General features: G+C 42.9%; 7 protein-coding genes. 4 read left to right on the top strand and 3 right to left on the bottom strand.

The annotated features are described in order from the left end of the window. Positions 1-39: 39 nt before the first annotated feature. Complete coding sequence (locus AACX33_RS11820; RefSeq protein WP_194000269.1) at positions 40-3270, bottom strand: DEAD/DEAH box helicase; 3231 nt, start codon at positions 3268-3270, stop codon at positions 40-42. A gap of 420 nt (positions 3271-3690) precedes the next feature. Between AACX33_RS11820 and AACX33_RS11815 the strand changes: the two genes are divergently transcribed. Beyond that, positions 3691-4236, top strand: coding sequence for a GNAT family N-acetyltransferase (locus tag AACX33_RS11815; protein WP_194000267.1), 546 nt, complete (start codon positions 3691-3693; stop codon positions 4234-4236). Between the two features lie 101 nt (positions 4237-4337). Continuing rightward, positions 4338-6494 carry a polyribonucleotide nucleotidyltransferase gene (locus tag AACX33_RS11810; protein ID WP_194000265.1) on the top strand — a complete coding sequence of 719 codons (2157 nt, stop codon included), beginning with the start codon at positions 4338-4340 and terminating at the stop codon, positions 6492-6494. An 84-nt stretch (positions 6495-6578) separates the two neighbouring features. On the opposite strand, the gene AACX33_RS11805 is transcribed toward AACX33_RS11810, so the two are convergent. Next, a complete protein-coding gene (locus tag AACX33_RS11805) occupies positions 6579-7373 on the bottom strand; it encodes a DsbA family protein (protein WP_194000263.1) in 795 nt (264 codons plus the stop codon). 407 nt (positions 7374-7780) lie between these two features. Here AACX33_RS11805 and AACX33_RS11800 point away from each other — a divergent pair, with 407 nt between their 5' ends. Beyond that, complete coding sequence (locus tag AACX33_RS11800; protein WP_194000261.1) at positions 7781-8581, top strand: segregation/condensation protein A; 801 nt, start codon at positions 7781-7783, stop codon at positions 8579-8581. 534 nt (positions 8582-9115) lie between these two features. Next, positions 9116-10285, top strand: coding sequence for a sugar phosphate nucleotidyltransferase (locus tag AACX33_RS11795; protein ID WP_194000259.1), 1170 nt, complete (start codon positions 9116-9118; stop codon positions 10283-10285). A gap of 190 nt (positions 10286-10475) precedes the next feature. Here the strand turns inward: AACX33_RS11795 and speA are convergent, their stop codons facing one another. Continuing rightward, positions 10476-12494, bottom strand: coding sequence for a biosynthetic arginine decarboxylase (gene speA, locus AACX33_RS11790; RefSeq protein ID WP_194000257.1), 2019 nt, complete (start codon positions 12492-12494; stop codon positions 10476-10478). Between the last annotated feature and the right edge of the window lie 49 nt (positions 12495-12543).

The raw sequence follows: 12543 nt of genomic DNA, 5'->3' as shown, positions 1-12543 counted from the left end.
GTATAAGAGACAGGGTTACTTATACTACTTTATTGTTCTTTAAACTTCATCCTCCTCAATTATGGCACTGCGATCAAGTATGAGTAAATCACGCAATTGATCGGTATTCATTTCAGTCAGCCACTCTTCACCAGTATTAACTACCTGTTCCGCTAATTGTTTTTTACTTTCAATCATGTCATGAATTTTCTCCTCTAAAGTGCCAGTGCAGACAAATTTATGCACTTGGACATTGCGAGTTTGACCAATGCGAAATACTCTATCTGTGGCTTGATTTTCCACTGCGGGATTCCACCATCTGTCAAAGTGAAATACATGATTAGCCCTAGTTAAATTCAAACCTACTCCACCCGCTTTTAAAGAAAGAATCATAATCGGAGGTCCTTGGGGATCGTGTTGGAAACGGTCAATCATTTCCTCTCGTTGTTTTTTAGTGCTACCACCATATAAAAACAAAATTTCTTGCCCTAATTTTTCCTGCAAATGAGCTTTTAATAACTTACCCCATTCAGCAAATTGGGTAAAAATCAAAGCCCTATCGCCTTCCTCCAAAGCCACATTTAACATTTCATCTAGCCGCTGTAGTTTGGCAGAACTATGTTCTTGTAATGTGGCTAATTTCAAATATTGGGCTGGGTGATTACAAATTTGTTTAAGTTTAACTAGTAAACCTAAAATCATGCCTCGACGTTGCAAACCCTCCGCAGATTCAATCTCTGCTAAAGATGCTTCCACTACTTGTTGATAAAGTGCAGCTTGTTCAGCCGCAAGACCACAAAAAACCGTCATTTCTTGCTTCTCTGGCAAATCTTGAATAATATCACGATCTGTTTTCAGACGACGCAGAATAAATGGTTGAACTAAACCCCGCAATTGATTTAAAGATGCGGTGTCACCATACTTTTCAATTGGCATAGCAAACCGTCTTTGAAAAAATTGGCGATTTCCCAAATACCCAGGATTCAGGAAATCCAAAATAGACCATAATTCCTGCAATTTATTTTCTACTGGTGTCCCTGTTAAAGCTATCCGAAATGTAGTTTTTAATTCCCTCACAGCCTGAGATTGTTTAGCTTCAGGATTTTTCACATTCTGGGCTTCATCTAATACAATCATCTGCCAATCAACACTCTGCAAAGATTTAACATCCCGGTGGATGAGTGAATAACTGGTAATAATCACATCTTGTTTTTTGACTGCTTCTAGAAACGCCTTACCTTTGAGACGTTTATCGCCGTGGTGCTGCAAAACTTTGAGACTAGGGGCAAATTTTTTAATTTCCCGTTCCCAGTTACCTAAAATAGAAGTCGGACAAACAAGTAACGTGGGATTTTCCAGTGCATCCTGTTCCTTGAGATGGAGTAAAAAGGCGATTAGCTGAATTGTTTTCCCCAGTCCCATATCATCAGCCAGACAAGCACCCAAACCCCAACGTTCTAAGAAAGCTAGCCAAGCCGCCCCTCTTTCCTGATAAGGTCGTAATTGTCCTTGAAAATTTGCAGGTGTCGGTAGAGGTGCGATCGCCTGATTATTGGTTAACGCCCCAATTAACTCTTGCAATGTTCCAGATGCTTCAAAACTGACCACAGGTAACTTTTCAATCGCTTGGGTATCTCCCGAACTCAGACGTAAAGCATCTTCTAAAGAAAGCGTCATTTCGTCTTTACGAGAAGCAAAAAACGTCTGCGCGGTTTTAATATCCTGGGGTCGCAGTTCCACCCACTCGCCGTTAATTTCTACCAGTGGGCTATTTAAAGCTACAAGTTTATTAAATTCAGTTTTAGAAATCGTTTGTCCACCAATTGCCAATTGCCATTGAAAATTGAGTAAACTTTGTAAACCCAACCGTCCCTGTTTTTTCTTTTGGGTTTCCGCACTGATTTTCAAACCCAAACGATTCGCCCATCCTTCGCGATTCGCTAAACTCGGAGGCAAAATTACCCCCAAACCACTATCTTCAAATCGCCAAGCCACAGACTTAATAAATTCATAAGCTTGTAATGGGTTGAGGCGACAAGATTGGGGATATTCTATTTCTAAACTAGGTACAAGAACGGGATATAATCGTGAAGCTAACCCCAACCCCCGTAATAAAGTTTCTTGGGGTTGATCAATGGTACGATTTTGAGTAGCTAATTGTTCAACTGGGTGATGCCAAATAGTTGCCGCATCCACCAAGAAATCGGGATCATCAGCCGCTTGCAGAGAATATGCCAACATCCAATCTGTTGCGCCAGATGCAGGCGGAAGCAGTTGAAAACAAGCACGAAACAACGCTTTTCCTGCTAGTTGGTATTGCAACGGCATCGTCCAAGATTTCAGCGCCGCTTCTAATCTTTCTACTTCCATTGCATCTGCATTCACGGTGTTAGATGCACTCGTTAAACCTTGCAACCACTGTCGCACCGCAGATGGTAAAGATGCCATCATCCTAGTTTCTAGTAGAGGTTGAGAAGCCAGCATTCCCCGCACTTGGGCATCTATCGTATTGTTGAGAAATCCTAATAATAATTCCTGCGGTTCATTTGGTAAATCTACTGCTAAATATTTTTCTTCTAACTCCGCACTTTTTTCATAAGTACGACAAGCTAATGGCATCTTTGCAGAAAATTTTTCTAAGCGAGTTCCGTCCACAGCACTGTCTAAAAGGACTTGCCACCTAGCCACAATTGAACTATCAGCTTGTCGTTGGATAGTGGGCAAACACTTACATCGGGAGATTAAATCTAAACTCCAACGGGCAATTTGTGACCAAAAACGTAAGTCTCCACCGAACAAAGTATTCTCGTCTTTAGCAGCATTCAAGGGAACAGCAGCGAGAAATTTTATTGCTTCAGTGGGGTTGAGACAAAAACCCTCGACTCGCCAAGGTTGGAGATATTGAGGTAAGTTGATTTCAGATGCCAAAATTGCAGAATGTAGAGGGGAAATAAATTCGATTTCTTGCTGATTATTTTCTGAGATATGAGTTGGTAAAGCAATGATTTGAGAGTGCGTTGGTAAGTTGAGTTTAGTAGAATTTGTACTTTTACGAGTTCGCCCAGTGGCAGTTACAGCAACTTGGGTTTGCGGCATTAAGCTAGCAATTTTGATGTTTTGAGAAATCAACCATTCACTCAAATCAACTGGTGTCATTGCCAATGGATGTGGTGGTATCTCTTGGGATGCAATAGACTCAAAGTTTACTCGTGATGAACGCCAAGTTTCACCCCAAATGAATAAACAACTATTTTCATTTTTTAGTAACCAATTACCGTGTAAAATTGCCATCTGCTAACTACTCAAAATTTGATTAAACTAAAGTATTAAATACAGGACTTACGCAAAAATTACCAAAAATCTTGATTTATCCAACCGCCAAGTCGCCAAGAACGCCAAGACAATTTAGAGTCTGCGTAAGTCCTAAAATATCTAACTTCTGTTATACTAATTAAAATATCTATTTTCACATTTTGACTTATCCCAATTTTTTTATTCTAGCCATATTTTCCATTATTTGCCACCTGTAAAAAACTTGTCAATAATTACATCATCTCATCAAATATTGGCAAAAAATAATTTAGATAAAGTATGAATTTATCTGTCTACATCTGGAGATAATTATCTTGGTAAATACCAGATTTATTTGCAAAATCTTGTAGTATAGTATATTTGCAAAATATAAATCACACAGCATGAAATTTGTTACTCATGAAGTTGCCTCTTGATCAAGTTTTAAAAAATGAGTTAGCAGTGGAACTAGATTATATGCAACCCCAAGAACAGGAGGCGGTGAGGTCATTACTAAATGTCGTAATTAATGAAGGTAAAACTTACCCCCAAAATAAACCTCTGTCGCAGGCGGCATTTGCAGCTTACTGGTTGAGTCAGGATGCCTTCGTGGTGAGGACATCTGCTCAAGATGGTATACACAAGCCAAAAGAGGTGCTAGGGGCATTTTATATCAAGCCAAACTTCCCTGGTATGTGTAGCCATATTTGCAACGCTGGTTTTATTGTACAACCTGGGTTACGCGGTCAGGGTATTGGAAGGTTTATGGGGGAGGCGATGCTAGTAATAGCAGCAAACCTGGGCTACGAAGCGGTGATGTTCAATTTGGTCTTTGAAACCAATATACCTTCAGTTAAACTTTGGCAATCCTTGGGATTTGATATTATTGGAAATATTCCGCGTGCAGTGAAGCTAGCTGATGGGCAGTTAGTAGAGGCGTTGATTTTCTATCGCGCTTTGGATTAAACGACTTATTTATCTTTCTGTGTACCAGAAGTCAGTCTGAGAGCATAAATGTTAGGATTGCCACAGAAAGAGAAAAGCGAAAGAGAAGGAAAAAAAACTGAATGGCAGAAGTTGATAAGTCAATATCCTTCGATGGTAGGGATATTAGACTGAAAGTAGGCTTACTGGCTCCCCAAGCTGGTGGGTCGGTTTTAATAGAATCAGGGGATACATCTGTTTTAGTGACGGCTACGCGTTCCAAGGGCAGAGAAGGAATTGATTTTCTTCCCCTGACGGTGGATTATGAAGAAAGATTGTATGCCGCAGGTAGGATTCCCGGAGGAATCATGCGGAGAGAAGGTCGTCCACCAGAAAAAACAATTCTGACTAGCCGTCTGATAGACCGCCCCATGAGACCTTTGTTTCCTTCATGGTTGCGTGATGATCTGCAAATTATCGCCTTTACGCTGTCGATGGACGAGTTGGTACCACCTGATGTCCTAGCAGTGACTGGTGCTTCTATTGCTACCCTGATGGCACAAATTCCGTTTAACGGGCCAATGGCGGCAGTGCGGGTGGGCTTAGTGGGTGATGATTTCATTATTAACCCCACCTATGCAGAAACTGAAAACGGAGACTTGGATCTGATTGTGGCTGGTTCACCCCACGGTGTGATCATGGTGGAGGCGGGAGCCAATCAATTGCCAGAGCAAGATATTATTGAAGCGATTGATTTTGGTTACGAAGCAGTCAGAGATTTAATTAAAGCGCAGCAAGATTTGTTAGCGGAAATGGGTCTGAAAATTGTGCAAGAAGCACCACCAGAGGAAGACCCAACTCTGAGCAATTATATCCGCGATCGCGTCAGCGATGAAATTAAGAAAATTCTGTCTCAATTTGAATACACCAAAGCCCAACGGGATAACGCTTTGGATATTGTAAAGGAGCAAGTTGCGAGTGCGATCGCCGAATTACCAGAAGAAAACGAAGTTCGACTGGCTGCAACGGCAAACAACAAAGCACTCGGTAACACCTTTAAAGACATCACTAAACACTTCATGCGCCGTCAAATTGTTGACGACAACGTGCGCGTTGATGGTCGCAAACTCGATGAAGTGCGTCCAGTTTCTTGTCAAGTTGGTGTCTTACCCAAGCGAGTCCACGGCAGTGGTTTATTTAATCGGGGTTTAACCCAAGTATTATCCGCTTGTACCCTTGGTACTCCTGGAGATGCCCAAAACCTCAACGATGACCTGCAAACAGACCAATCCAAACGTTACCTGCATCATTACAACTTCCCTCCCTTCTCGGTTGGAGAAACTAAACCGATGCGTTTCCCAGGAAGGCGCGAAATTGGTCATGGTGCTTTAGCCGAAAGAGCGCTCATCCCTGTGCTACCTTCAAAAGAAGCATTCCCCTACGTGATTCGTGTAGTCTCGGAAGTGCTTTCTTCCAACGGTTCCACTTCTATGGGTTCGGTGTGCGGTTCCACTCTAGCCTTGATGGATGCTGGTGTCCCCATTCTCAAACCCGTCAGCGGTGCAGCAATGGGTTTGATTAAAGAAGGTGACGAAGTGCGAGTCCTGACTGATATTCAAGGGATTGAAGACTTCTTAGGCGATATGGACTTTAAAGTCGCCGGCACAGATACCGGGATTACCGCCTTGCAAATGGATATGAAAATATCTGGTCTGTCATTAGACGTTATCGCCCAAGCCGTCCACCAAGCGAAATCAGCCCGGTTGCATATTCTGGATAAAATGCTCCAGACTATCGAAGAACCAAGAGTTGAAACCTCACCCTATGCCCCCCGTCTATTGACCATCAAGATTGATTCAGACATGATTGGTCTGGTCATTGGACCCGGAGGTAAAACCATCAAGGGCATCACTGAAGAAACTGGTGCGAAGATTGACATCGAAGACGATGGCACCGTGACGATTTCTGCTGTGGATGAAAGTAGGGCTAAGAAAGCCCGTAACATCATTCAGGGTATGACTCGTAAGCTACACGAAGGTGATGTTTATGTCGGGCGTGTGACTCGGATTATCCCCATTGGTGCATTTGTAGAATTTCTGCCAGGAAAAGAAGGCATGATTCACATATCTCAATTAGCTGACTATCGCGTTGGTAAAGTTGAAGATGAAGTAGCTGTTGGGGATGAAGTGATTGTCAAAGTGCGCGAAATTGACAATAAAGGACGAATTAATCTCACACGTTTGGGTATCCACCCAGACCAGGCGACTGCGGCGCGAGAAGCTGCGGCAGTGAATCGATAAATCGATTGGGGATTTTAGATTTTTATCTAAAATCCGCGATGCGTCTGAAATTTGAAATAAGAGCCGTAGACTGAAGTCGCGGCTTTAGTCTACCTGAACATTGGCTTTAACACGAGCCAGCAGACTTTCTATTTTTGCTAACGGTACAGCACCAGAAAAAGTTTCCCCATTAATGAAAAAGAATGGAGTACCGCTAATTCCCAATTTCTCTGCTAGCAGTTGATCTTTCTCAATCAACTCACTGACTTCCGCTTCATTTCGTTGTTGATTGAATTTTGTCAAATCTAGGTTAAGATATTTAGCGATCGCAACATATAATTCTTCACTCAATTTGTCTTGGTTATTAAATAAAGCATCGTGATATTGCCAAAACTTTCCTTGTTTTCCGGCTGCCAATGCAGCTTTAGCCGCAGGAATAGCTTGAGGATGAATCCCACTTAAAGGATAATGTTTATAAACGAGTGCCACTTCATCTTGATGATCAAGCATAAACTGATTTAATGTCTGCTGAACCCTACCACAGTAAGGACATTGAAAATCTGAAAACTCTATCAACACAATCTTTTTTTCTTTTGCTCCCATGACAGGAGATTCACCGATAAAACTGAGAGGATTTTTCTTAATTTCCTGCTTGAAGTCCTGTTGAGCTTGTTGCTGCTGCTGTTCTTGTCGCTGTTCTTCAGCCTTTAAAGCTTCTTTAATTACTTCTGGATGATTGCGAATAATTTGCAAAACTTCAGTTTCTAATTGGGGATTAATTACATGACTGGTGTCTGCTTGCACAGGTGTAGGAAAAATGAGGAATGTCAAGCAAAAAAATAAAAATCCGGCTAACCATACAAACCGTAGCCGCCGGGAACGCAAATCAACATAATTCATCTTAGTCTAGTAATTAATTGCGGACTTCTTTAAAACAGATGTTTGTATTGTCTGATAATTTGGCTAAAAGATACAAGGAGAGTTAAGACATTTAATACAGTGAAAAAATATCAGTAAACCAAAAAGTTTCTGATCAGCCAATTCCAGTGGACATTGCCGTTAAATGTGAGTCAGCAGACCATCATTTCCGCCTAAGTAGTTAAAATTCCCGCATCTGTGCAAAAATCGCCAAATCCTCTTTCCCCCTGCTCCCTTGCATCTTGTTTCCCAGAGCTAGAATCCTGACTATGACATTCATTTCTCCAAGTTTGTGGTTTACTGATCACAGGGGTGATTTAGCGATCGCTCCCACTCACTGATTTTGTATATATCCAGAAAATCTTCATTCAAGTTTTTTAGCAAGTTTTATGGATGCTTCCGAGTTATTAGCAACAATCACACATCTGATTGATCAAGCAGAACAAGGCGACATTGATCCTTGGGATGTGCAGGTAATTGAGGTTATTGACCGTTACCTAGAACTAATGGCACCGGAGGCCACAGCTAAAGGCTATGAGTCCGACTTATCGCAATCGGGACAAGCATTTTTGTCAGCATCAATGCTGGTATTATTCAAAGCTAACACTTTGATGCAACTATCTACAGTAGACGAGGCAGATCAAAATTTAGCAGATGATGCTCTCTCAGCCAGTGAAGATGGCTTATTACATCATGCTCATCGTCTGCAATTAGAGCGACACCTGCGCCGCCGTCCCTCAGCAATGCCACCACCAAAGCGCCGTGTGACTCTGCAAGAGTTAGTTAAGCAATTGCAGATTATGGCCAACCAGCTCAAACTTGTGCAAAAATCCAGCAAATCTGTTCGCCCCAAGCGTCAACCCAGCGCCCAAAATATGCGACAGGCGTTAGAGTTAGCTCACCAGGAAAATCTGACAGAAGTAGCTGGGGAACTAGAGCAAGTGTTGCATTGTTCCGCAAGAGAGCTATTTAGAGAACAAAATTGTTTAAATCTAGAACAACTCGTGGATTTGTGGACTCAAACAAAGCAACCACACCCCAAGAATTCTCCCCATGAGTCAGAAAATAGCCACACAGTTAGTGTTTTCTGGGCGCTACTACTGCTCTCATCTCAATCCAAAGTCGAGTTATTACAAGACGAGTTTTACCAGGAAATTAAAATTCGGTTACTGACAGATATAGCTAATTGACACTCCCCGCGATAAATCCACGGGGATTCTTGGTTCAACGAAACCACTTAACCTAGAGTCCTTGCGTCATCTAGACCAGAGGTGGGATTCTCCCCCGACGCGCAGCCATGCCCGTTGGCGTAAGCCTGCCGCTAGGCATAGGGCTTTAGCGTTAATTCGGGTATGCCCTACCCTATTTGCATTAGTGCAAGTCCTGTTTAGTTTGAAACATTTGTTTCAAAATTCTGAGTCGTGTTTCGACTTCGCTCAACACAAGTCTAGCCCCTATAAATCTTTTACCTACTGCTAGGAGGAAACTAGAAAAATGCAATAGAACCGCGTAGATTTAATTATCTTGGCGAAGCCTCTCCCTTTGGGAGAAGGTTCAGTGCTTTGTCTTTCGACAGCTAGGTTTTTTAAGTGGTTGATTACCTTTCCACTATTATGAGTATAGCAGCATATTGGTACACTAATGAATTAAAAGCCGTCGTAGAACAACGGGGCTTTAAACCCAATTTTTCGGTAAACTGGCTTGTGTTTGAGGAATAAAATTTTATGAAAGCCATGATTCTCGCGGCGGGTAAGGGTACTCGTGTGCGTCCCATTACCTATACAATTCCCAAACCGATGATTCCTATCCTGCAAAAGCCAGTGATGGAATTTCTCCTGGAACTTTTGCGCCAACATGGATTTAACCAGATTATGGTCAATGTTAGCCATTTGGCGGAGGAAATTGAAAACTATTTTCGTGACGGTCAACGGTTTGGCGTAGAAATTGCTTATTCTTTTGAAGGTAAAATTGATGATGACGGCAAACTGGTAGGAGAAGCCATTGGTTCAGCTGGTGGAATGCGGCGTATCCAAGACTTCTCACCATTCTTTGATGATACCTTTGTGGTGTTGTGTGGTGATGCTCTCATTGACCTAGATTTGTCTGCGGCTGTGAAGTGGCATAAATCTAAAGGGTCAATTGCCACCATCATTACGAAATCTGTTCCACTGGAAGAGGTTTCCAGTTATGGTGTAGTAGTCACCGACGAAGATAGTCGCGTCATAGATTTCCAAGAAAAACCCTCGCAAGAGGAAGCTATTAGCACCAACATCAACACTGGTATTTATATTTTTGAGCCAGAGGTGTTTGAGTACATCCCTTCCGGGGTGGAATATGACATTGGTGGCCAGTTATTTCCCAAATTGGTGGAAGTTGGTGCGCCCTTCTACGCCATTGCGATGGACTTTGAATGGGTCGATATTGGTAAAGTACCAGACTACTGGCGGGCAATTAATGGTGTACTACGAGGCGAAATTAAAAATGTCCAAATTCCCGGTAATGAAGTCGCTCCTGGTATCTACACTGGCTTAAATGTGGCAGTGAATTGGGACAAAGTGGATATCACAGGCCCAGTGTACATTGGTGGTATGACCAGGATTGAAGACGGGGCTAAGATTGTTGGCCCGGCAATGATTGGCCCGAATTGCTGGATATGCAATGGTGCAACAGTAGAAAACAGTGTAATTTTTGAATGGTCGCGATTAGGCCCAGGAGTCAGACTGGTTGATAAGTTAGTCTTTGGACGTTATTGCGTGGATAAAACAGGTGATGCCATAGATGTTCAAGCTGCTGCTTTAGATTGGCTGATTACTGATGCGCGTCAGACTCCGCCATCGGAAACACCTTTTGAGCGGCAAGCGATTGAGGACTTGTTGGGAACGAATGTAACTTAGGGAGTAGGGAGTAGTACCGCAGGGCGGAAGTCAAAAGTCAAAAAACTTATTTTATAGGCTTTTTATTGATTTTGAATGATCTGTCTATTTACGCCGTGCTGTACTAGGGAATGGGGACTGGGTATTGGGTATTTAGATGGAGAATTTTCTTCCCCCCTGCACCCTGCACCCTGCTCCCCTGCTTCTTCCCCTAGCTATTCAGATACGTATATCTTCCTAGACTCTGCTCGTAGGTTTGTAGCAATCGCTGAGATTCAGCTAGGGTGATGTGTTTTTCTTCTAAGGCTTTCTCACAACGCTGACGGATACTTTCTACCATGTCTTCAGAGTCATACTGCACATAGCTGACAACTTCGCTCATGGTGTCACCTTTGACGATGTGTTGAATTTGGTAGCCTTTGGGTGTTAACTGGATATGAACTGCGTTGGTGTTACCAAATAAGTTGTGCAAATTGCCCATGATTTCTTGATAGGCTCCATTCAGGAACATCCCCAGATAGTAGGGTTCTTCTGGCTTAAAGGTGTGCAGTTCTAAAACCGATTTGACATCGCGTAGGTCAATAAAGCGGTCAATTTTGCCATCACTATCACAGGTGAGGTCTGCCAAAATTCCTCGTCGTATGGGTTCTTCATCTAGGCGGTGTATTGGCATGATGGGGAATAGTTGGTCTATTGCCCAACAATCTGGTGCTGATTGAAACACCGAAAGATTGATGTAGTAAATGGAAGCCATAATTTTTTCTAGGTCTTCCAATTCATCAGGTACGTATTCCTGCTGTCTAGTGATGTTCAGGATTTTTTGACAGCAAGCCCAGTAGAGTCGCTCGGCTTTAGCTCGTTCTTGGAGGCGCAGGATTCCTAAGTTGAATCGGCTGATGGCTTCTTCTTTAAATTGGGCTGCGTCGTGGTAGAACTCCTGATAATTCTCTTGGTTGATGGATTGGTAAGTTTCCCACAAGTATTTGATTACAGGGGATTCTTCTTCTTCTGGGGGTTCTGGTAAATCTAGTGGCACATCGCTAGTGCTGAGAACATCAAAAATTAGTACCGACTGATGGGAGGCGATCGCTCTGCCACTTTCGCTAATCAGCGTTGGTACGGGAATCTGCCGCTCTGCACAGGTATCTTTTAACTCTGCCACGATGTCGTTAGCATAGTTCTGCATATTGTAGTTTTTGGAGGCGTAGAAGTTGGTTTGGGAACCGTCGTAATCTACACCCAAGCCACCGCCCACATCGAGGTACTTCATGTCTGCCCCCAACATGGCTAACTCTACGTAGATCCGGCTGGCTTCTTGGATGGCATCTTTAATCACATTGATGGCAGAGATTTGGGAGCCAATGTGAAAGTGCATTAACTGCAAACAATCCAGCAAATTAGCTTCCCGTAGTTTGTCAACAGCTCCCATAATTTCGGGAATTGTCAGACCAAACTTAGCGCGATCGCCTGTGGATGTTCCCCAGCGTCCCATACCTTGGGTACTTAATTTGGCGCGAACTCCGACAATCGGCTTAATCCCTAACTGACGGTGTGCCGCAATCACCAAATCGACTTCCTCAACCTGTTCTATAACGATAATTGAGGTTTGTCCTAGTCTTTGGGCTAACATTGCCGTTTCGATGTATTCCCGGTCTTTGTAGCCGTTGCAAATCAGCAATGCGCCTGGTGTATCCAACAAGGCTAAAGCAATCATTAATTCCGGTTTAGAACCGGCTTCCAAGCCAAATTGATGAGGTTTGCCAAATTTGACTAAATCTTCAATTAAATGGCGTTCTTGGTTGCATTTGACAGGAAACACGCCACGATACACACCTGGGTAGTTATAGCGGGCGATCGCTTTATTAAAACAAGCATTCAACCGCTCAATCCGGTCTTCCAAAATATCGGAGAAGCGAATTAACATCGGCAGCCCTAAGTTACGCTGCTTCAAGGCGTTGACTAATTCAAACAAGTCTAGAGAACCACCGCGATCGCCTTTGGGAGAAACTGTAATATGACCGGCAGCATTAATGGAAAAATACGGCTCTCCCCAACCTTCTATTCGGTATAAGGATTCGCTGTCCTCAATTTTCCAAGACCCAGGCAAAGCTGCTGTAGTAGTAATACTAGGTGGTAGTAGCTTTTTTTGCTTGTGACTTTTCACTTCCGATTTATGTCCATTGGAAGGCATGACTACCTCTTCAGATGTAGCAGTTGATTCAGCACCCATTTTTCGTGACCTCTGTTTTTGACCCACGAATTAACAATTTAACGCATTC

Origin of the sequence: Nodularia sp. LEGE 04288 (assembly GCF_963896525.1) — a bacterium.
Taxonomy (GTDB): Bacteria; Cyanobacteriota; Cyanobacteriia; order Cyanobacteriales; family Nostocaceae; genus Nodularia.
This window is presented reverse-complemented; position numbering and strand designations above follow the sequence as displayed.

Bases quoted from the DNA above. Each gene is read 5' to 3' on its own strand.
- AACX33_RS11820 (WP_194000269.1), bottom strand. From the start codon at position 3,270: ATGGCAATTTTACACGGTAATTGGTTACTAAAAAATGAAAATAGTTGT.
- AACX33_RS11815 (WP_194000267.1), top strand. From the start codon at position 3,691: ATGAAGTTGCCTCTTGATCAAGTTTTAAAAAATGAGTTAGCAGTGGAA.
- AACX33_RS11810 (WP_194000265.1), top strand. From the start codon at position 4,338: ATGGCAGAAGTTGATAAGTCAATATCCTTCGATGGTAGGGATATTAGA.
- AACX33_RS11805 (WP_194000263.1), bottom strand. From the start codon at position 7,373: ATGAATTATGTTGATTTGCGTTCCCGGCGGCTACGGTTTGTATGGTTA.
- AACX33_RS11800 (WP_194000261.1), top strand. From the start codon at position 7,781: ATGGATGCTTCCGAGTTATTAGCAACAATCACACATCTGATTGATCAA.
- AACX33_RS11795 (WP_194000259.1), top strand. From the start codon at position 9,116: ATGAAAGCCATGATTCTCGCGGCGGGTAAGGGTACTCGTGTGCGTCCC.
- speA (WP_194000257.1), bottom strand. From the start codon at position 12,494: ATGGGTGCTGAATCAACTGCTACATCTGAAGAGGTAGTCATGCCTTCC.